The sequence below is a fragment of the Variovorax sp. V93 genome (assembly GCF_041154485.1).
In the GTDB taxonomy this organism is placed as follows: Bacteria; Pseudomonadota; Gammaproteobacteria; order Burkholderiales; family Burkholderiaceae_C; genus Variovorax; species Variovorax beijingensis_A.
On the sequence record NZ_AP028669.1, the window covers coordinates 2,749,004 to 2,769,793 of the forward strand.

A 20,790-nucleotide genomic window follows, 5' to 3' on the forward strand; every position below is an offset into this window, starting at 1 on the left:
TCAGGCGTGGGCAATGGCAACGGGCGGGATGGCGGCCCTCACGGAGCGCCCGGAGATGACGGTCATCCACACGTTCCACGCCATCACCAGCATCCCTGCCAAGTACAGCAGGCCGCCGGACAGCCGCACCACGTAGAACGGGAAGGTGGCCTTCACGCTCTCCACGAAGGTGTAGGTGAGCGTGCCGTCGGGGTTCACGGCGCGCCACATCAGGCCCTGCATCACGCCGGCGATCCACATGGCGGCGATGTACAGCACGATGCCGATGGTGGCCATCCAGAAGTGCGCCTCGATGGCCTTCACGCTGTACATGGCAGTGCGGCCGTACATGCGCGGAATCAGGTAGTAGAGCGAGCCCATCGTGATGAAGCCCACCCAGCCCAGCGCGCCGGAGTGCACGTGGCCGACGGTCCAGTCGGTGTAGTGGCTCAGGGCATTGACGGTTTTGATCGACATCATCGGGCCCTCGAAGGTCGACATGCCGTAGAACGACAGCGCCACGATCAGGAAGCGCAGGATCGGATCGGTGCGCAGCTTGTGCCAGGCGCCCGAGAGCGTCATCACGCCGTTGATCATGCCGCCCCAGCTCGGCGCGAGCAGGATCAGCGAGAACACCATGCCCAGCGACTGCGTCCAGTCCGGCAGCGCCGTGTAGTGCAGGTGGTGCGGGCCGGCCCACATGTAGGTGAAGATCAGCGCCCAGAAGTGGACGATCGAGAGCCGGTACGAATACACCGGCCGGCCGGCCTGCTTGGGGATGTAGTAGTACATCATTCCGAGGAAACCCGCGGTGAGAAAGAAGCCCACCGCGTTGTGGCCGTACCACCACTGCACCATCGCGTCCTGCACGCCGGCATAGGCCGAGTAGCTCTTCATCCAGCCCGCCGGAATCTCGGCGCTGTTGACGATGTGCAGCAGCGCCACCGCGATGATGAAGGCGCCGTAGAACCAGTTGGCCACGTAGATGTGGCGCACCTTCCGGATCCCGATGGTGCCGAAGAACACCACCGCGTAGGCCACCCACACCACCGCAATCAGGATGTCGATGGGCCATTCGAGCTCGGCGTATTCCTTGCCCGTGGTGTAGCCCAGCGGCAGGCTGATGGCGGCGGCCACGATCACGGCCTGCCAGCCCCAGACCACGAACGACGCGAGCGCCGGCGCGAACAGCCGGACCTGGCAGGTGCGCTGCACCACGTGGAAGCTGGTGGCCATGAGCGCGCAGCCGCCGAACGCAAAGATCACCGCGTTGGTGTGCAGCGGCCGCAGCCGCCCATAGCTGAGCCACGGAATGCCGAGGCTGAATTCGGGCCAGGCGAGCTCGGTGGCGATGATCACGCCGACCAGCATGCCGACCACGCCCCAGACCACGGACATGAGGGCGAGCTGCCGTACGGCGGTGTCGTCGTAGACCGCTGCGGGAGGATTGGGTTCTTGCATCGTGGTGCCTCTTGATGGACTGCGGGCAGTGTCCCCGCGCCCTCCTCCCGAGGGTTTGATGCAGATCAATCGCCGCGCAGGATGCGGTCGCCCTCGATCTCGATGTCTTCGAACTGGCCGCGCTCGATCGCCCACCAGAGGCCGCCGAGGATGGCGAGCACCAGCACGACCGACAGCGGGATCAGCAGGAAGAGGATGTCCATCAGCGCACCGCCCTGCCCGCGGCGGGGGCCGCGAGCCGCGCCGCGTTGAGCACCACCACCAGCGAACTCGCCGCCATGCCCAGCCCGGCCAGCCAGGCGGGCAGCCAGCCCATGACGGCCAGCGGCACGCACAGCGCGTTGTAGCCGGCCGCCCACGCGAGGTTCTGCCGCACCACGCGCAGCGTTCGCCGCGCCTGCGCGATGGTGCGCGGAATGGCCGCGAGCGCATCGCCCGGCACCACGAAGTCGGCCCGCGCGCGCGACAGCGGCACGGCGCGCCCGAAGGCGAAGGAGGCGTTCGCGCGCGCCAGCGAAGGCCCGTCGTTCAGGCCGTCGCCCACCATCGCCACCTGCCGGCCTTCGGCCTGCAGGCGCCACAGGACCTCGAGCTTGTCTTCGGGCGTGCAGCCGCCCTGCGCAAATTCGATGCCGGCGCGCGCGGCGATCTCGCGTGCGGCGCTGTCGCGGTCGCCCGACAGCAGGCGCACCGTGACGCCTTCGGCCTGCAGTGCCGCCACCGCGGCGGCCGCGTCCGGACGCAGTTCCTCGGCCAGCACGAAGCTCGCGATCCAGCCCTGCTCGTCGCTGAGGTGCACCTGCGGCGCCTCGACCTGCAGCGGTGCCACATTGCAATGGCTCGCCGAGCCCAGCCGAACGCGCCGCGCAGGCCCGCCCGCATCGCCGCTTCGGCGCAGCAGGCCTTCGAGCCCGAGTCCGGCCAGCTCGGCCGGCTGCGCCACTTCCCAGGCGGGCGGCGAGCGGAATTGCGCATTCCACGCATTCACGAGAGCCCGCGCGCCCGGATGCAGCGAGTGCGCGCCCAGCGCGGCGCCGATCTCCAGCGCGTCGCCGGGGCGCAAGCCCTGGCGGCAGTACACGCGTTCGAGGCGCGGCGTCTCGCCGGTCAGCGTGCCCGTCTTGTCGAAGATCACCGTGTCGACCGAGGCCAGCGCCTCCAGCGCCTGCAGGTTGGACGTCAGCACGCCGCCGCGCGCCAGTGCGCCCGCGCTCGCGAGCATGGCGGCCGGCGTTGCGAGCGACAGCGCGCACGGGCAGGTCACGATCAGCACCGCCACCGCCACCATCAATGCCTTGCCAGGATCGACCGGCCACCAGAAGGCCGCGGCGCTGCCGGCCGACAGCAGCACCAGCACGAGGAACGGCCGTGCGATCCGGTCGGCCAGCCGAGCCAGCCGTGGCTTGCCCAGCGCGGCGCTTTCCATCAGCCGAACGATCTGCGCAAAGCGCGTGCCCTCGCCCACCGATTCGATGCGCACCTGCACCGTGGCCGACAGGTTGTGGCTGCCCGCCAGTACGCGCTCGCCGCGCGCCCGCGCCACCGGGCGGGATTCGCCAGTCAGCAGCGCTTCGTCGGTGCTGGTGCCGCCGTCGATCAGCATGCCGTCGGCCGGAAAGGCCTCGCCCGGCCGCACCCGCACCACGTCGCCCGCGGCCAGGCGCCGCACCGCCACACGCTCCCAGCCGCCCGCGGCATCCAGGCGCTCGATGCTGTCGGGCAGGCGGTTCATCACGGCCTCGAGTGAGCCGGCCGTGCGGTCGCGCAGCCGCGCTTCAAGCCAGCGGCCCGTGAGCAGGAAGAACACGAACATGGTGAGCGAGTCGAAATAGACCTCGTGCCCCAGCGCGCCTGCGCTGTCGAAGGTGGCCGCGGTGCTGACCGCGAATGCGATGGCGATGCCGAAGGCAACCGGCACGTCCATGCCGATGCGTGCATGGCGAAGATCGCGCCACGCACTGCGAAAGAACGGCCCGCAGGAGAAGAACAGCACCGGCAGCGTCAGCACCCAGGAGGCCCAGCGAAGCAGCTGCGCGGCGTCCGGCGTCATTTCGCCGGGCTGCGCGATGTAGGCCGGGTAGGCATACATCATCACCTGCATCATGCAGAAGCCCGACACCAGCCAGCGCCAGAGCGCGAGCCGCAACTCGCGCGAACGGCGCTCGCGCGCGGAGCTGTCCGCGGCGGGCACCAGCCGGTAGCCGGCAGCTTCGCAGGCCTCGAACCAGCGCGAAGGCCGCGTCTGCGCGGCGGACCAGACCACGCGGGCGCGCTGGCTCGCGGCGTTCACCTGGACCTCGAGCACGCCTGCCACGCGCAGCAGCGCCGCCTCCACGGCGAGGCCGCAGCCCGCGCAGTGCATGCCTTCCACCGCCACCTGCGATTCCCAGCGCACGGTGCCGGCATCGCCGCCATCGAGCGCATGGCCGAACGCAGGCCATTCGGCGGGATCGTCGAGCGCCTGCCACTCTTCACGGGGTGCCCGTGGAAGCGCGGCGGCCGGGGAAAAGGGGGCGAGCGCAGCTTGCATCGGGCAAGGCTAAGTGCCGGGCCCCCGTTCCCGTTTGATCTGCATCAAGTGACGAAAGCAGCCTGCGGCCTAAGCTCGCGGCACACCTCCCCGGACAGAAAACCATGTACAAGCGCATTCTCGTGGCCACCGACGGCTCCACACTCTCGAAGAAAGCGGTCACGAGTGCGATCGCCCTGGCGAGCCGGCACGATGCCGACCTCGTGGCGCTCACCGTGGTGCCGCGCTACCCCAAGAGCTACTTCGACGGCGCGATGTCCTTCTCGCCCGAAGACATCGCCCGGGTCGAAAAGCAATGGGCCGACAAGGCGCAGGACATGCTCGACGGCGTAGCGGCGCGCGCGGCGGCGAGCGGCGTGCCGTTGAAGAAGGCCATCGCCAATTCGGACCTGGTGGCCGAATCGATCGTCGCCGCCGCGAAGAAGCACAAGTGCGACCTGATCGTCATGGCCTCGCACGGCCGCAAGGGCATCAAGCGGCTGCTGCTGGGCAGCGAGACGCAGCACGTGCTGACGCACTCCGCGCTGCCCGTGCTGGTGCTGCGCTGACCGCCCGGCGGGCCTGCTTCAGGCGGCCTGCATCGACCCCGCGCCGAGCGCGTCGTTCTCGGCTTCGCTGAGCCAGCGGCGCTTGTCGCGCAGCGGCGGCGCGCCGAACATGCGGCTGTACTCGCGCGCGAACTGCGACGGGCTCTCGTAGCCCACGCTGTGCGCCGCGCTCGACACGTCCACGCCCGCCATCAGCATCTGGCGGCGCGCCTCCTGCAGGCGCAGCTGCTTCTGGTACTGCAGCGGGCTCATGGCCGTCACGGCCTTGAAGTGATGGTGGAACGACGACACGCTCATGTGCACCGCGCGCGCCATGTCCTCGATCCGCAGCGACTGCGAATAGTTGATGCGCAGCGCGCTGATCGCCTTGGCGATGCGCTGGGTGTGGCTGTCCTGCAGCGCGATCTGCCGCAGCCGCGCGCCCTCTCCGTTCACCAGCAGGCGGTACATGATCTCGCGCTTGATGAGCGGCGCCATGATCGGCACGTCCTCGGGCGACTCGACCAGCCGCAGCAGCCGCAGCACCGGCTCCAGCACCGGCATGCCGATGCGGTTGACGTACATGCCGCGCGAGGCGGGCGCGTTGGCCTTCGCGGGCAGCTTCTCGTCGCCGATGAGCTTGCCGATCTCGTCGATCGCGAGCTCCAGCCGCAGCCCGAGGTAAGGCTCGTTGTCGCTCGTCAGGCGCACCTGGCCGCACACCGGCAGGTCGACCGAGGTCACCAGGTAGTGCATGGGGTCGTACACATAGATGTCGTCGCCCACGATGATCCGCTTGGAGCCCTGCGCGATCAGCCCGAGCGCCGGTGTCGCGAAGGCGTGCTTGGGGCCGTCGGGCTTGCTGATGCAGAACACCTGCAGGCCGGCCACCGGCGTTTCCACGGTGCCGTCCTGGCCGCGCGTGATGCGGTTGATCAGCGCGACCAGTTCCTTCCTGGCTTCGTCGAGTTCGGGCTCCAGCGGCATCGGCTGGGCGATGGCGGCAGCGATTTCGGATGTGTCTTGGGGCATGTTCGGGGGGCCTTGTCACGGGTTGGGCCGCGGCGGCGGCCGGCGTGGAGGATCGGGTGGTTCAAAGCTTAGCGCCACGCCAACGAATCTGCACGGCCCGCGCAGGAGGTCTGGAGAAATAGGCAAGGACTTTGCAGGAACGCGCTCGCCATGCCCGGCGCCGCGGCCGGATACTTTTGCGGACGGCCGGGGCCTTCCGGCCCTCTTCTCGCGCCACCCACCCAAAGGACATCTCTCATGCAGTACCGCAAATTCGGCCGCACCGGCCTGTTCGTTTCCGAACTCTGCCTCGGCACCATGACCTTCGGCGGCTCCAGCGGCATCTGGGGCCAGATCGGCAACCTCCAGCAGTCCGAGGCGGAAGGCCTGGTCGGCCGCGCACTCGACGCCGGCATCAACTTCATCGACACCGCCGACGTGTACTCCGAAGGCCTGTCGGAAACCATCACCGGCCAGGCGCTGAAGAACCTCAAGGTGCCGCGCGAAAACGTCGTGGTCGCCACCAAGGTGTTCGGCGAAACCGGCAAGACCGCCAATGCGGCCGGCGCCTCGCGCTACCACATCATGGACGGCGTGAAGGCCAGCCTCAGGCGCCTGCAGCTGGACCACATCGACCTCTACCAGATCCACGGCTTCGACCCGGTCACGCCCATCGAGGAAACCGTGCGCGCGCTGGACAACCTGGTGCAGCAGGGCCACGTGCGCTACGTGGGCGTTTCCAACTGGGCGGCCTGGCAGATCATGAAGGCGCTGGGCATCGCCGAACGCCAGGGGCTCGCGCGCTTCGAATCGCTGCAAGCCTACTACACCATCGCGGGCCGCGACCTGGAGCGCGAACTGGCGCCGATGCTGCAGAGCGAAAGCCTCGGCCTGATGGTCTGGAGCCCGCTGGCGGGCGGCCTCTTGAGCGGCAAGTACGGGCGCGGCACCGAAGCCGAGAAAGGCAGCCGCCGCGCCAGCTTCGACTTTCCGCCGGTGAACGTCGAGCGCGCCTACGACTGCATCGACGTGATGCGCCAGCTGGCCGAAGCGCGCAAGGTGTCGGTGGCGCAGATCGCGCTCGCGTGGCTGCTGCACCAGCCGGTGGTGACCAGCGTGATCGTCGGCGCCAAGCGCGTCGCGCAGCTGGACGACAACATTGCCGCCACCGCGATCCGGCTTTCCGCCGATGAGCTGGCCGCACTCGGCAAGGTGAGCGCCCTGCCCTCCGAGTACCCGGGCTGGATGCTCGAGCGCCAGGGCGGCGCGCGGGAGAAGCGCCTCGCCGAATCAGGCCAGCGCGGCTGACCGGCGCGCAGCGTGGGCCGCGGTGGCGCGCAATGCGCGCAGGTCGAGGTGCCGCGCGGCGCTTGCCGCACAGGGCTCGGCCATATGCGGCACCACGCCGAGCAAGGGCGCGCCGAGCCGGTCGCGCAGCGTCTGGAGATTGGCCTCGGGTGCCAGCATCTCCGGCTCGATGGTGCTCGCGATCCACCCCGCCAGCATGAGCCCGCGCGTGCGGATCGCTTCAGCCGTGAGCAGCGCATGGTTCAGGCAGCCCAGGCGCAGCCCGACCACCAGGATCACCGGCAGTCCCAGCGCCACGGCCAGGTCGGCGCTGTCGATGTCGTCGCCGAACGGCACGCAGAAGCCGCCCACGCCTTCGACCACCACCGCGTCGGCGCACTGCGACAACGCCGCGAAGGCCGACAGCAGCGGCGGCAGTTCGATGCGCGCGCCCTCTTCGCGCGCCGCAAGATGCGGCGACATCGGCGCACGCAGCAGGTACGGGCAGCGCAGGGCCAGGGGCGCATCGACGTTGCCGGCCGCGCGCAGCTGCTCGACGTCCTCGTTGCGCCAGGCGCCATCGATGAGTTCCAGCCCCGCGGCCACCGGCTTCATGCCCACCGCGCGCAGGCCCGATGCGGCCAGCAGGCTCAGCATTGCGCCGCTGGCCAGCGTCTTGCCGACGCCCGTATCGGTGCCCGTGACGAACCAGCGGCGGTGTGTCATGGGTGCACCCGGCGCGGCGCTCATGCGGCTTTCTTCCACGGCTGCGCCAATGCTTCACCCAAGGCGTCGAGCAGCCGTGCCACGTCGTCCTCCGAATGGCTGGCCGACAGCGTGATCCGCAGCCGTGCGGTGCCGGCGGGCACGGTTGGCGGGCGAATCGCACCGACGCGCAGGCCGCGGGCATCGAGCTGCGCCATCGTCTGCATCGCGCGTGCGTTGTCGCCGACGATCAGCGGCTGGATCGCGGTCGGCGAATCGGGCAGCCAGGCGCTGCCGTCCGCCGGCAGGATCGCCTCGAGGCCGCGGCGCAGCTGGGCGATGCGCGCATGCAAATGGGCGCGGCGCACGTCGCCTTCTTCGCCCTCGATCAGCGCCAGGCTCGCGAGCAGCGCATGCGCGATGGCCGGCGGCGCGGCGGTGGTGAAGATGTACGGCCGCGCGCGCTGCACGAGGTAGTCGATCACGGTGCGGTGCGCCGCCACGAAAGCGCCCGACACCCCGGCCGCCTTGCCGAGCGTGCCGACGAGCACCAGCCGCTCCGAGCGCAGCTCCATGGCCTGCAGCACGCCGCGGCCCGTGGCGCCCAGCACGCCGAAGCCGTGCGCGTCGTCCAGCACCAGCCAGGCGTCGTGGCGCTCGGCCAGCGCGAGCAGCTCGGCCACGGGCGCGATGTTGCCGTCCATGCTGAAGACCGCATCGCTCACGATCAGCTTGACCGGCGCATCGCAGGCGCCGAGCTGCGCATCGAGCGCGGCCACGCCGCAATGCGGATAGCGCTCGACCCGCGCCTTGGCCAGCCGCGCCCCGTCGATCAGCGACGCGTGATTCAGCGACTCCGAAAAGATCACCGCCTCCGCGCCGCCGAGCGCCGACAGCACTGCGAGGTTGGCCATGTAGCCCGTGCAGAAGAACAGGCTTTGCGCCTCCGGGATGAACGGCGCCATCCAGCCGGCCAGCCGCTCCTCGAGTTCGGCATGCGCGCGCGAGTGGCCGAGGATCAGGTGCGACCCGCCGCTGCCCGTGCCGTAGCGTGCCGCGCCTTCGGCCAGTGCGGCGGCCAGTGCCGGATGCGCGGCGAGGCCGAGGTAGTCGTTGCTGCTGAAGCCGAGCATGGTGCGCGGCGCGCTCGCGCCGGCCAGCGTCAGCGATTGCCCGGGGGCGCAGGCGGTTTCGGCGATCTGCCGGCGGCGGCGCATCGACTGCGCGTCGAGCGCGGCGATCTCGTCCTGCAGGCGTTCAAGCAAGCGCGGCATCGTGGCTTCCTTCTACGTGATTTGCGTGGTCTGCATGGGCGGAGGCGGCCACGGCCTGCAGCGTGGCCAGCGTGCCGTCGACCAGCAGGTCGATCTCGTCGTCGCCGATCGCATACGGCGGCATGAGGTAGACGGTCGCACCGATGGGACGCATCAGCAGTCCGTTCGCTCGTGCGGCAAGGTGAAAGCGCTCCGCGAATCGGGCGCCGGGCTCGCGCACGTCGAAGGCCGTGATCATTCCGCGCTGGCGCAGATGCTCGACGGGCACGCCGTGAAGCCCCTCGCGCAACCGGTCGATCAACCGTTCGGCACGGGCGCGGTTGCGGCGCAGCGCGTCCTCGCGCTCGAACAGGTCGAGCGTCGCGAGCGCCGCGCGGCAGGCCAGCGCGTTGCCGGTGTAGGAATGGGAATGCAGGAAGCTGCGCGCCACGTCGTCGTCGACGAAGCCCTGGTAGATCGCATCGCGCGTCATCACCAGCGCCAGCGGCAGGTAGCCGCCGCTGATGCCCTTGGAAAGGCACAGAAAATCCGGCCAGATGCCGGCCTGCTCGCACGCGAAGAAGCTGCCGGTGCGCCCGCAGCCCACCGCAATCTCGTCGGCGATGAGGTGCACGCCGTAGCGGTCACACAGCGCGCGCACGAGCCGCAGGTAGTCGGGGTCGTGCATCGCCATGCCGGTGGCGCATTGCACCAGCGGCTCGACGATCACGGCAGCGATCGATGCATGCCTTTTCGCCAGCAGCGCTTCGAGTTCGGCCGCGGCGCGGCGCGCCACGGCGACGGCGTCTTCGCCCGGCTGCGCGGCCCGGGCGTCGGGCGATGCCACGAGGTGCGCATTCGCGAGCAGCGGCGCGTAGGCGTCGCGGAACACCGGCACGTCGGTCACATGCAGCGCGCCCAGCGTTTCGCCGTGATAGCCCCAGCGCAGCGCGACGAAGTCCTGCTTGCCGCTTCGGCCTGCATTGCGCCATGCATGAAAGCTCATCTTCAACGCGATCTCCACGGCCGAGGCGCCGTCCGAGGCATAGAAGCAGTGGCCCAGCGCATGGCCCGTCAGCGCGGCGAGCCGCTCGGCCAGCTCGACGGCCGGCGCATGCGTACAGCCCGCGAGCATCACATGCGAGAGCGTGTCGAGCTGGTCCTTGAGAGCGGCGTTGATGGCCGGGTGCGCATGGCCGAAGAGATTGACCCACCACGAGCTCGTCGCGTCGAGGTAGCGGCGTCCGTCGTGGTCGAACAGCCAGACGCCCTCGCCCCGCGCGATCGGCAGCGGCGGCACGGCTTCGAGCCGGATGCTCTGCGTGCACGGATGCCAGACGTGGCGCCGGCTGCGCTGCTGCCAGCCGGCGTTTTTGGACGCGGCAGGCGTCGAGGGAGAAGCAATCGTTGGCGGCATCCGCGCATTCCTTTGGGGGCAAGGCGCGGGATCGTATCGGTGCAGGTCCGGCACGGCAAACCGCCGGTGCGGGCATCGAAATGCAGGCACTTGAGCGACGTTGGCCGGGATAGAACACCCGTTCGGATCAACCTCGTGCAACCGGGCCGCTTGATGTGCAGAGGCCGGCCCCGGAAGCCATTGCAAGTTGTCTTGGGGGCGACAAAGATTTCCGCGGAGTATCGAGTTCTCACCCCGATCGAGGTGGTGAATCTCCGGATCGGACAGCCGAATGGCAGATATCGGCTATTGGCAAATCCCCGGCCCCGCCGTGCCCGCGCATGAGGCTTGGACGACGCCCGCGGTGGGCCAATTCCGACACCAGCGGGCATGCGCGGCGCGGACAAATAAATGTCCAACCATCCATTCATTCGAAGGAGCAGCCCATGTCCAAGACGAACCCCAACACGCCCGACGAGCGTGGTTCGTTGCCTCCCCAGCACAACAAGGCCGGCCACCAGAGCCCGACACCGCGCAACGAGCCGCGCCGCACCACCGAGAGCCGCCACGACCGCGAAAGCCACATCGGCGGCAGCAACCAGAGCCAGTCGCGGCGCGGCGGTGGCGGCGGTTCCACGCATTGAGGGTGGTGGCCGCTTGAACCCCAACGGCGCACCGGAGCCGGCCCATGTCCCAGCGCAACGAGGCCACGGCAGCGCTGAAGGCCCTCAGCATCGCGACCGACGCCTGCCGCGAATGCCCGCTGGGCGCGCATGCAACCCAGTCGGTGTTCGGTGAAGGCCCGGTTGGCGCGGCGCTGATGGTGGTGGGCGAGCAGTCGGGCGACAAGGAAGACCTGGTCGGCCGCCCCTTCGTGGGCCCGGCCGGCAAGCTGTTCGACCGTGCGGTGGCCGAGCTCGGCTGGTCGCGCGAGAAGCTCTACGTGACCAATGCGGTGAAGCATTTCAAGTACGAGCCGCGCGGCAAGCGCCGCATGCACAAGACCCCGGGCCAGCGCGAGGTGGAAGCCTGCCACCACTGGCTCGAAAGCGAGATCGAACTCGTGCAGCCGCGCGCCTGCATCGCGCTCGGCGGCACGGCCGCGCGCTCGCTGCTCGGCCGACCGGTCGCGGTGATGAAGGAGCGCGGCCACTGGATAGAGAATGCGCAGACAGGCCGCCGCGTGCTGGTCACGCTGCATCCCTCCGCCCTGCTGCGCGGCGATCCGCTGCAGCGCGAAGCAGCCTGGGAAGCCTGGCTCAAGGACCTGTCGGTGGCTTCGGAGCTGATGAAGAAAGCCCGGGCCAGGCGCTCGGCCGAAAAACAGGCCGCCGCGGAAAAGTCCGCGGCCAGGCCCGCCGCGAGTCATGCGCGGCGCCGCGTGCGCATGGTGATGGAATAGCGCAGCGCCTCGGTCGGCGCGATGCTGTGCTGCCAGGCCCAGCGCGCTTCGCCGCGCAGCATGTAGATGGAGCGCGGCTCGATCAGCAGCTGGAGGCTGGCGGGCGCGGTGGCGCTGGCCGGTGGATAGGGCCGCAGCTGCATCACCGCGCTGCTGCGCAGCGAAACCCCCACTATGTCCTCGAAGTCCGGCACGTCGCGGTGCCAGCCGAGCGGCGTGCCGGGCCGGTATTCGGAGATCAGCACATGGGCGAAATCGTCGGGCGCCATGCCCATCCATGCCGCCACCCGCGCACGCAGCGGGTGGAGCGCGGGCGGCATGGCCGTGCCCGGACGCAGCTGGTGCTTGTCGAAGTCGTAGCTGCCGCCAAAGCTGATGCCGCGGCGGCGCGCGGTGTATGCCTTGTAGCGCATCTCGCGCAGCTCGAAGCCCTGCACGAGGTGCAGCAGCTCGGCTTCCTCGGTGCGGGTGAGGAATTCGCGCTCGTAGCGCAGGCCTTCGATGGCGGCCGCGGGCGCCTCGCCGAACAGGTCGGGCTCGTCGGCGAGCTGGATGTGCCTAGCGGAGCGCATCGAAGAAATCCTCCCCTTCATCGGCATGCGCCGGCCCGCCCAGGTGCAGCTCCCACCAGGGCGGCAGCAGCTGCCGGATCTCGGCGCGCGCGAAGCGGTCGTCCAGCAGGTGCAGCACGCCGCTGTCCTGCTCGGTGCGGATGACGCGGCCGGCCGCCTGCACCACTTTCTGCAGGCCCGGATAGAGGTAGGTGTATTCGTAGCCCTTGCCGAAGCGCGCCTGCATGCGCTCGCGCGTGATCTCGTTGAGCGCGTTGTGCTGCGGCAGGCCGAGGCTTGCCACAAAGGCGCCGATCAGCCGGCTGCCGGGCAGGTCGATGCCTTCGCCGAATGCGCCGCCGAGCACGGCAAAGCCGATGCCCTGGCCGCCCTCCTCGAAGCGCGCGAGAAAGCCGTGGCGATCGGCCTCGGCCATGCCGCGCGTCTGGGCCCACACGGGCACGCCAGGGTGCCTGGCCAGGAAGGCCGCGCAGGCTTTTTCAAGGTAGTCGAAGCTGCTGAAGAACGCGAGGTAGTTGCCCGGCATGCGCTCGAACTGGTCGCCGATGATCCCGGCCACGCGAGCGAGCGAGCCCGCGCGGTCGCGAAAACGCGTCGACACGTTCATGGCCACCTCCACGTGCAGCTGCTGGCTGCGGAATGGCGAGGCCACATCGAGCAGCATGGTCTCCGGCGGCAGCCCCAGCGCGTCGCGGTAGAACTCGAAGGGCGACAAGGTGCCGGAAAAACAGGTGACCGATGCGGCATCCGCGAAGCGCGGCTCGAGGAATGGCGCCGGCACCAGGTTGCGGATCGCGAGGCTGCGCTGCTGATGGTCGTGCGCAGGGCCCAGCGTGCGCTCGAAGATCGAGTGGTCGTCGAAGGCATCGGCCAGCCGGGCAAACTGCAGCGCATCGAAGAAGAAGCGCTGCAGCGGACCTTGCGCCGCGTCGGGCGTGGCCGCGAAGTACTCGCCCATGGCCGTGTTGGCGGCCTGCAGCGTGCGAGCGAAGCGATCGGGAATCTCGTCGGCCGTGTCGTAGGGTTCGGTCTGTGCCTGCTGCACCGTGTCCCATTCGCGGTACAGCCGGCCGAGCGCGCCGCGCACCGAGGCGGGCGCCACGCGGTGCGCGTCTTCCAGCGCCAGGCCGTCGAGCCGCGCGGTGTACATGCCGCGCGCGCGCTCCAGCAGGTTGTGCGCCTCGTCCACCAGCACCGCCGCGCGCCATTCGGCGTCCTTCATGGTGGCGTAGAGAAAGGCGCTGCCATCGAAGTAGTAGTTGTAGTCGCCCACGATCAGGTCGCACCAGTGCGCCATTTCCTGCGCGAGGAAATAAGGGCACACGGTGTGCGCCAGCGCAATTCTTCGCAGCGCCTGCCGGTCGAGCCTGGCGGCCTGCGCGGCTTCTTCGCGCGCGGCGGGCAGGCGGTCGTAGAAGCCCTTGGCGAGCGGGCAGGCATCGCCGTTGCAGGCCCGGTCGGGGTATTCGCAGACTTTTTCGCGCGCGGTGAGCTCGAGCACCCGCACCTGCGCGCAGTCCTTGCCCAGCACGCCGACGGCCTCCAGCGCCACGGCCCGGCCCGAGGTCTTGGCGGTCAGAAAGAAGATCTTGTCGATCCTGCGCGCGGCCCGCGCCTTCAGCAGCGGAAAGATGGTGGCCAGCGTCTTGCCGATGCCGGTGGGCGCCTGCGCCATCAGGCAGCGCGCGTTGACGGCGGCGCGATAGACGGCCTCGGCCAGTTCGCGCTGGCCGGGCCGGAACGAGCCATGCGGAAACGCCAGCTGGCCGAGCGCCCGGCCGAGCGCCGCATGGTGCGCGGCCTCGCTCTGCGCCCAGGCGCTGTAGCGCGCGCACAGAAGCCCGAAATGCGCCTGCAGCTCGGCCCGCGCGTGCGGCTCTTCCAGCACGGTTTCCTCGCCGGTGCCGAGGTCCAGGTACACCAGCGCCACGGTGATGTGCTCGTAGCCGTGCATCTCGCAGAGCATCCAGCCGTAGCAGCGGGCCTGGGCCCAGTGCAGCGCCCGGTGGTTGCCGCGGATGGCATCGAAGTCCCCGCGGAAGGTCTTGATTTCCTCGACGCGGGGTTCGCTCGGGTCGTGCCCGTCGGCACGGCCGCGAACTGTGAGCGCGCCGCATTGCGAGCGCAGCGGCACTTCGCTCTCGTAGCCGTCGCCACGCCGGCCTTGCACCAGCGCGTGGCCGGCCATGCCTTCGAGCGCGCTGGGCGCAGGCACGAAACGCAGGTCGAGGTCGCCGGCCTTGGCACCGAAGGCGCACAGGGCCTTCACGGAGACGGTGCGAGCATCGGGCGCCGGTGCCGGCGACTTTGGAGGAAGATCCGTGGTCACGCTGATGCTGTACAAAACAACAGTATAGCGAGGCCGCGCCTGCCCACGCGCGCCAAAAGCGGTATCGGGGCCTTCTCCGACAGCCGGTGCACCGAAATTCGGCAAAACTTCAAAGGTTTTGCTTACAAATATTTGATGGAATGAAGATGCCGACCGCGATCGATCCCGACGACTTCGACCGCCTGCTGAGCCGCAACCTGAAATGGCCGCTGCTTGGCGGGCTGGTCGGCGCGCTGGTGTTCGTCAGCTTGATCGTGTTCCTGCTGGTAACCATCAGCCGGGTCGAGCAAACCGACCAGGTGACGCGCAGCGCCAGCGAACTGCAGGCCCGCAGCATCGACATGGAAACCGGCCTGCGCGGTTTCCTGATCACCGGCGAGGAAAGCTTTCTCGAGCCCTACCAGAGCGCGCTGCCCCGGATCAAGAGCGACACCGCCGCGCTGCGCGAACTGGTGCTGGACAACCGGCAGCAGGCCGAGCGGGTCGAGCGCATCGCGGCGCTGCAGGAGGCCTGGAACGGGTTCGCAGAAGACTTGATCGCGCTGCGCCGCGCCGGGGGCAACTACCCGCAGGCGGTGCGCCAAGGCCGGGGCAAGCAGCTGCGCGAGGACATGCGCACCGAATTCACGGCCTTCATGGACACCGAGGAAGGCCTGCGCTACCAGCGCAATGAAGAGGTCAACCGCACGGCCTGGCTGGTGGTGGCCGTGTTCCTGCTGTTCACGCTGGTGTTCACCGGCATGGTGGCCTACTTCGGCCGCCGGCAGCTCGTGCGGCTTTCGAACAGCTACGACGCGGTGCTGCGGGACCAGGCCACGCACGCCGAGCGGCTGGCGCAGCAGGCCTGGCTGCGCAGCGCGCAAACCGAACTGGTGGGCGAACTGGTGGGCGAACTGAATGCCAACGACCTGGGCCGCAAGGTCCTGGCCTTTTTCTCGCGGCACCTGGGCAGCGCGGTCGGCGCGCTGTACGTGCGCGAGCGGCAGGGCACGCTGCGCCGCGCGGCGAGCTACGGCTTCTCGATGGAAGCCGAGGCTTCGCCGCAGGTGTTCTCGCCGACCCAGAGCCTGGTCGGCCAGGCGGCCGCGGAACGGCGCCGCATGCTGGTGGAGCCGATCCAGGCCGACTACCTGAAGGTCAACTCGGGCCTGGGCGAGATGGCGCCCACGGCGGTGCTGCTGGTGCCGGTGTCGAGCGACGGCGTGGTGAACGGCGTGGTCGAACTCGGCCTGCCGGCCGTGCCCGATGCGCGCACCAACGAGCTGCTCGACCTGGTGGCCGAGGACATCGGCGACTCCCTCGCGGCGGCGCGCTACCGCGAGCAGCTGCAGGACGCGCTGGCCGAAACGCAGCAGCTGAACGAGGAACTGCAGGTGCAGCAGGAAGAGCTGCGCACCGCCAACGAAGAACTCGAGGAGCAGTCGCGTGCGCTGCGGGCTTCGCAGGCCATGCTGGAGAACCAGCAGGCCGAACTGGAACAGACCAACAGCCAGCTCTCCGAGCGCACCGAGGCGCTCGACCAGCGCAATGCGGCCCTGCGCCGCGTGCAGCGCGACCTGGAAGACCGCGCCGACGAACTGCAGCGCGCCAGCCGCTACAAATCGGAGTTCCTGGCCAACATGTCGCACGAGCTGCGCACGCCGCTCAACAGCGCGCTCATCCTGGCCAAGCTGCTCGCCGACAACCCGCAGGGCAACCTGAGCCCCGAGCAAGTGAAGTTCGCGGAATCGATCTACGCGTCGGGCAACGACCTGCTGGTGCTGATCAACGACATCCTCGACATCTCCAAGGTCGAGGCGGGCAAGCTCGAAGTGGTTGTCGAAGAGGTGGCGCTCGGCAAGCTCGCGCAGAGCCTGGAGAGCACCTTCAGGCCGCTGGCCGCCGAGAAGCAGCTGGCCTTCCGCCTGGAGATGCGGCCCGGCACGACCGCCACGCTGGCCACCGACCGCCACCGCGTCGAGCAGATCCTGAAGAACCTGCTCTCCAATGCGATCAAGTTCACCAACAGCGGCGAGGTGGCGCTCACGGTTTCCGCGGCTGCGAACGGCGGCGCGGTCTTCGCGGTGAGCGATTCGGGCATCGGCATTGCGCCCGAGCAGCAGGAGCTGATCTTCGAAGCCTTCCAGCAAGCCGACGGCACCACCAGCCGGCGCTACGGCGGCACCGGCCTGGGACTTTCGATCTCGCGCGACCTCACGCGCCTCCTGGGCGGCACGCTCACGCTGCAAAGCCGGCCCGGCCAGGGCAGCACCTTCACGCTGCAGCTGCCGGCCGCCGCGCCGCAGGTCTCGCCACAGGCCCCGCAACAATCAGCTCGGCCCCCTGCTCCGGCGCCCGCCAGCTCCGCCGCGGCGCGCACGCCCTTCCCTGCCGCGCGCCCCACGCCCGCCGCACCATCGCTGCCCGCTGCCGTGCCGCCGCCCTCCTTTGCCGACGACCGCACGCTGCCGCCCGACCAGGTGCGCCGGGTGCTCGTGATCGAGGACGAGCCGCAGTTCGCGCACATCCTCTACGATCTGGCGCACGAACTCGGCTACCGCTGCCTGGTGGCCCATGGCGCGGCCGACGGCTTCGAGCTCGCGCACCAGTTCCAGCCCGATGCCATCCTGCTCGACATGCGCCTTCCGGACAGCACCGGGCTCGGCCTGCTGCAGCGCCTGAAGGATTCGCCGCAGACGCGCCACATTCCGATCCACGTGGTCTCGGCCGCCGACGACGCGCAGGCCGCCGCCCTGCACCTGGGCGCCATCGGCTATGCGCAGAAGCCGGCCACGCGCGCCGAGCTGATGCAGGTGTTCGCCCGGCTCGAGGAAAAGCTCGCGCAGAAGGTCAAGGCCGTGCTGCTGGTCGAGGACGATGCGCTGCAGCGAGAAAGCGTGATCCGGCTTATCGGTGACGAAGACATCGAGATCGCCGCCGTGGGCTCCGGCGAAGAGGCGCTCGAACTGCTGCGCAGGCGCGTCTTCGACTGCATGATCACCGACCTGCACCTGCCCGACATGCAGGGCAGCGAGCTGCTCAAGCGCATGGCGTCGGAAGAGATCGTCTCGTTCCCGCCGGTGATCGTCTACACCGGGCGCAACCTCACGCGCGACGAGGAAGCCGAGCTCCAGCGCTATTCGCGCTCGATCATCATCAAGGGCGCACGCTCGCCGGAACGCCTGCTGGACGAGGTCACGCTGTTCCTGCACAAGGTCGAGGCCGAGCTGTCCAGCGAGCGCCAGGGCATGCTGAAGGCGGCGCGCGGGCGCGACCGCATCTTCGAGGGCCGCACCATCCTGCTGGTGGACGACGACGTGCGCAACCTCTTTGCGCTCACGAGCGCGCTGGAGCAGCGCGGCGCGGCGGTCGAGATCGGCCGCAACGGCCGCGAGGCGCTCGAAAAGCTCGACCAGGCGCGCGAGATCGACCTGGTGCTGATGGACGTGATGATGCCGGAGATGGACGGCCTGGAGGCCACGCGCCGGCTGCGCGCGGACCCGCGCTTCGAGAAGCTGCCCGTGATCGCCATCACCGCCAAGGCCATGAAGGACGACCGCGAGCAGTGCCTGGCCGCGGGCGCCAGCGACTACCTGGCCAAGCCTGTGGATTTGGAGCGCCTGGTCTCGCTTCTGCGCGTGTGGATGCCCAAAATGGAGCGGCTGTGAACCCCAATGCCGCTGCCCTGTCCCTGACCTCCGCGTTGAGCAACACGGAGATCGAGCTGCGGCTGCTGATGGAAGCCATCTACCTGCGCTACAGCTACGACTTCCGCAACTACACCGTGGCTTCGCAGAAGCGCCGCGTGCTGCACGCGCTGGCACAGCTCGGGCTGCCGAGCATTTCGGCGTTGCAGGAGAAGGTGCTGCGCGATCCGCTGCTGTTCGGCCGGCTGCTCGAGTACTTGACGATTCCCGTAAGCGAGATGTTCCGCGATCCGGCCTACTTTCTTGCGCTGCGCCGGCACGTGGTGCCGATCCTGCACACCTATGCATCCCTCAAGGTGTGGGTGGCGGGCTGCAGCACCGGCGAGGAAGTCTTTTCGCTGGCCATCCTGCTGCGCGAGGAAGGCCTGCTCTCCCGCACGCAGATCTATGCCACCGACATCAACCCCGGCTCGCTCGAGAAGGCGCGCCAGGGCATCTTCCCGATCGAATCGATCCGCGGCTACACGGCCAACTACCAGCGCGCCGGCGGCCGCAGTTCTTTTTCCGACTACTACACTGCGGCCTACGACGCCGCGCGCTTCGACCCCGCGCTGTGCGCCGACGTCATCTTTGCCGACCACAGCCTGGCCACCGACAGCGTGTTTGCCGAAACGCAGCTCGTGTCGTGCCGCAACGTGCTCATCTATTTCAACCGCGAGCTGCAGGACCGGGCACTCGGGCTGTTCCACGAGTCGCTCTGCCACCGCGGCTTCCTGGGCCTGGGCGCGAAGGAGAGCATCGACTTCTCGAGCTATGCCGATCGCTTCGACGTCCATTCGCAGCCAGAGCGCATCTACCGAAAGGCCACATGAAGCCGAATGCTCGCCAAATCCCTGCGCGGCGCGTCGAAGCCGTGGTGGTCGGCGCGTCTGCGGGCGGCATCGAGGCGCTGCTGGCGCTCCTGCACGGCATTCCGCCGCCGTGGCGGCTTCCGGTGGTGGTCGTCCTGCACCTGCCCGAAGGCCACCAGAGCCACCTGGCCGAGATCTTTGCCGAGCGGCTGCACATGCCGGTGCACGAGGCCGCCGACAAGATGCCGATCGCGCCCGACAGCCTGTATTTCGCGCCGCCCGGCTATCACCTGTCGATCGAGCGCGATCGATGCTTTTCGCTCAGCTGCGAGCCGCCCGTGCACTTTTCGCGGCCGTCGATCGACGTGCTGATGGCCTCGGCCGCCGATGCCTACGGTCCCGCGCTGGCCGGTTTCCTGCTCACGGGCGCGAACGACGACGGCGCCGAAGGCCTCTTGCGCATTCACATGGGCGGCGGCATCACCGCCGTCCAGGACCCGGAGGAAGCCCAGATTCCCACCATGCCCCGGGCCGCCATTGCCCTGCATCGTCCCGACCACGTGCTTGCCCTGCGCGAGCTTCGCACATTGCTGCTGCAACTGGAGTCCGCCCATGCCCATCATTGACGTCGAAAGCAAGCTGCTGATCGTCGATGACCTGCCCGAGAACCTTCTTGCGCTCGAGGCCCTGATCCGGGGCCCGGGGCGCGCCGTGTACCGCGCGGCATCGGCCGAGGAGGCGCTTGCGCTGCTCTTGGACCACGAGTTCGCGCTGGCCATTCTCGACGTGCAGATGCCCGGCATGAACGGCTTCGAGCTGGCCGAGCTGATGCGCGGCACGGAGCGCACGCGGCACATCCCGATCATCTTCGTGACGGCTGCGGGCCGCGATTCGAACTACGCCTTCCAGGGCTATGAAAGCGGCGCGGTCGACTTCCTGTACAAGCCGCTCGATCCGCATGCCGTCACCGGCAAGGTCAACGTGTTCGTCGACCTGTACCGCCACCGCAAGGCGCTGCGGCACGAAATGAATGCGCTCGCGGTGGCCAACCAGAAGCAGGAAGAACTGGTCCAGCAGCTGCGCCACACGCAGCACGAACTCGAACGCGCGGTGCGCATGCGAGACGACTTCATGTCGATGGTCTCGCACGAGCTGCGCACGCCGCTCAACACCCTGTACCTCGAAACGCAATTGCGCCAGGTCCAGGTGTCCAGGGGCAAGCTGGAGTCCTTTTCCGCGGATCGCCTGCCCGCCATGATCGAGCGCGACCAGCGGCAGATCCGCAACATGGTGCGGCTGATCGACGACATGCTCGACGTCACGCGCATGCGAAGGGACGCGCTGTCGATCCAGCCCAAGCCGGTCGACCTTGTCGCGCTCGCGCGGGCCGTGGTGGAGGGCCTCAGGCAGCAGGCCGAGGCCGCGGGCTCGATCATCGCGCTGGAAGCACCGCGCGAGCTGCGCGGCGTGTGGGACGAGTTCCGCATCGAGCAGGTGCTGACCAACCTGCTGACCAATGCACTGCGCTACGGCGGCGGCAAGCCCGTGGAGATGATGCTGTGGGAGCGGGACGGCGCCGCGCACATCACCGTGCGCGACCAGGGCATCGGCATTGCGCCCGAAGACCAGCAGCGCATCTTCGAGCAGTTCGAACGCACCGACGACAGCCGCAAGCATGCGCCCGGCCTTGGGCTCGGGCTCTACATCACGCGCAAGATCGTGGGCCTGCACGGCGGGCGCATCGAGGTGGAGAGCCGGCCCGGCGAAGGTGCGCTGTTCCACGTCGAGCTGCCGCTGCAAGCCGCCGCGAAGACTGCGACGCAAGTGCGGGCGTAGGCGCCCTCCTACTGCGCGGAAGGCG

General features: G+C 69.1%; 17 protein-coding genes. 8 read left to right on the forward strand and 9 right to left on the reverse strand.

Going from position 1 to position 20,790, the window contains the following annotated elements; translation table 11 throughout:
• The 3 genes from ccoN to ACAM54_RS13040 form a co-directional block, all read right to left on the reverse strand.
• On the reverse strand, positions 1-1,440 hold the full coding sequence (ccoN, locus tag ACAM54_RS13030) for a cytochrome-c oxidase, cbb3-type subunit I (RefSeq protein WP_192323878.1): 1,440 nt from the start codon (positions 1,438-1,440) through the stop codon (positions 1-3).
• Positions 1,441-1,505: 65 nt separating this feature from the next.
• Entirely contained in the window at positions 1,506-1,643 is a 138-nt protein-coding gene (gene ccoS, locus ACAM54_RS13035) for a cbb3-type cytochrome oxidase assembly protein CcoS (RefSeq protein ID WP_012747919.1), read from the reverse strand.
• On the reverse strand, positions 1,643-3,970 hold the full coding sequence (locus ACAM54_RS13040; protein ID WP_369647838.1) for a heavy metal translocating P-type ATPase: 2,328 nt from the start codon (positions 3,968-3,970) through the stop codon (positions 1,643-1,645). Before ACAM54_RS13040 ends, ccoS begins: the two co-directional genes overlap by 1 nt.
• Before the next feature lie 104 nt (positions 3,971-4,074).
• On the opposite strand from ACAM54_RS13040, the gene ACAM54_RS13045 reads away from it, so the two are divergent.
• The gene (locus tag ACAM54_RS13045; protein ID WP_145747351.1) at positions 4,075-4,518 is read left to right on the forward strand and encodes a universal stress protein; all 444 of its coding nucleotides are present in this window, start codon (positions 4,075-4,077) and stop codon (positions 4,516-4,518) included.
• An 18-nt stretch (positions 4,519-4,536) separates the two neighbouring features.
• Here the strand turns inward: ACAM54_RS13045 and ACAM54_RS13050 are convergent, their stop codons facing one another.
• Complete coding sequence (locus ACAM54_RS13050) at positions 4,537-5,529, reverse strand: AraC family transcriptional regulator N-terminal domain-containing protein (protein WP_369647839.1); 993 nt, start codon at positions 5,527-5,529, stop codon at positions 4,537-4,539.
• A gap of 237 nt (positions 5,530-5,766) precedes the next feature.
• Between ACAM54_RS13050 and ACAM54_RS13055 the strand changes: the two genes are divergently transcribed.
• On the forward strand, positions 5,767-6,816 hold the full coding sequence (locus ACAM54_RS13055) for an aldo/keto reductase (protein WP_369647840.1): 1,050 nt from the start codon (positions 5,767-5,769) through the stop codon (positions 6,814-6,816).
• Here ACAM54_RS13055 and bioD read toward each other — a convergent pair.
• From bioD to bioA, 3 genes are read right to left on the reverse strand one after another with little or no spacing between them, the layout of a single operon-like run.
• A complete protein-coding gene (gene bioD, locus ACAM54_RS13060; RefSeq protein WP_369651877.1) occupies positions 6,799-7,545 on the reverse strand; it encodes a dethiobiotin synthase in 747 nt (248 codons plus the stop codon). The genes ACAM54_RS13055 and bioD overlap by 18 nt on opposite strands.
• On the reverse strand, positions 7,542-8,774 hold the full coding sequence (gene bioF, locus ACAM54_RS13065) for an 8-amino-7-oxononanoate synthase (RefSeq protein WP_369647842.1): 1,233 nt from the start codon (positions 8,772-8,774) through the stop codon (positions 7,542-7,544). The genes bioD and bioF overlap by 4 nt, the downstream gene beginning before the upstream one ends.
• Positions 8,758-10,170: an adenosylmethionine--8-amino-7-oxononanoate transaminase gene (gene bioA / locus ACAM54_RS13070; protein ID WP_369647843.1), complete on the reverse strand. Its 1,413-nt coding sequence runs from the start codon at positions 10,168-10,170 to the stop codon at positions 8,758-8,760. Before bioA ends, bioF begins: the two co-directional genes overlap by 17 nt.
• A gap of 425 nt (positions 10,171-10,595) precedes the next feature.
• On the opposite strand from bioA, the gene ACAM54_RS13075 reads away from it, so the two are divergent.
• Together ACAM54_RS13075 and ACAM54_RS13080 are read left to right on the forward strand one after the other, a co-directional pair.
• Positions 10,596-10,793: a hypothetical protein gene (locus tag ACAM54_RS13075; RefSeq protein ID WP_145747357.1), complete on the forward strand. Its 198-nt coding sequence runs from the start codon at positions 10,596-10,598 to the stop codon at positions 10,791-10,793.
• 44 nt (positions 10,794-10,837) lie between these two features.
• Entirely contained in the window at positions 10,838-11,551 is a 714-nt protein-coding gene (locus tag ACAM54_RS13080) for a UdgX family uracil-DNA binding protein (protein WP_369647844.1), read from the forward strand.
• Here ACAM54_RS13080 and ACAM54_RS13085 read toward each other — a convergent pair.
• Both ACAM54_RS13085 and ACAM54_RS13090 read right to left on the reverse strand, forming a co-directional pair.
• Positions 11,515-12,123, reverse strand: a complete 609-nt coding sequence (locus ACAM54_RS13085; RefSeq protein WP_369647845.1) for an alpha-ketoglutarate-dependent dioxygenase AlkB — start codon at positions 12,121-12,123, stop codon at positions 11,515-11,517. The two genes, ACAM54_RS13080 and ACAM54_RS13085, sit on opposite strands and share 37 nt — an antisense overlap.
• Positions 12,110-14,452, reverse strand: a complete 2,343-nt coding sequence (locus ACAM54_RS13090; protein WP_369647846.1) for a helicase C-terminal domain-containing protein — start codon at positions 14,450-14,452, stop codon at positions 12,110-12,112. The genes ACAM54_RS13085 and ACAM54_RS13090 overlap by 14 nt, the downstream gene beginning before the upstream one ends.
• Positions 14,453-14,592: 140 nt before the next feature.
• On the opposite strand from ACAM54_RS13090, the gene ACAM54_RS13095 reads away from it, so the two are divergent.
• Genes ACAM54_RS13095 through ACAM54_RS13110 form a run of 4 tightly spaced genes read left to right on the forward strand, consistent with a single transcriptional unit; the run spans position 14,593 to position 20,765 of the window.
• Positions 14,593-18,099, forward strand: a complete 3,507-nt coding sequence (locus tag ACAM54_RS13095) for a response regulator (RefSeq protein WP_369647847.1) — start codon at positions 14,593-14,595, stop codon at positions 18,097-18,099.
• Entirely contained in the window at positions 18,096-18,950 is an 855-nt protein-coding gene (locus ACAM54_RS13100) for a protein-glutamate O-methyltransferase CheR (protein WP_309934873.1), read from the forward strand. The genes ACAM54_RS13095 and ACAM54_RS13100 overlap by 4 nt, the downstream gene beginning before the upstream one ends.
• Positions 18,947-19,555, forward strand: a complete 609-nt coding sequence (locus ACAM54_RS13105) for a chemotaxis protein CheB (RefSeq protein ID WP_192323856.1) — start codon at positions 18,947-18,949, stop codon at positions 19,553-19,555. Before ACAM54_RS13100 ends, ACAM54_RS13105 begins: the two co-directional genes overlap by 4 nt.
• On the forward strand, positions 19,542-20,765 hold the full coding sequence (locus ACAM54_RS13110) for an ATP-binding protein (RefSeq protein WP_369647848.1): 1,224 nt from the start codon (positions 19,542-19,544) through the stop codon (positions 20,763-20,765). The genes ACAM54_RS13105 and ACAM54_RS13110 overlap by 14 nt, the downstream gene beginning before the upstream one ends.
• Positions 20,766-20,790: the final 25 nt, after the last annotated feature.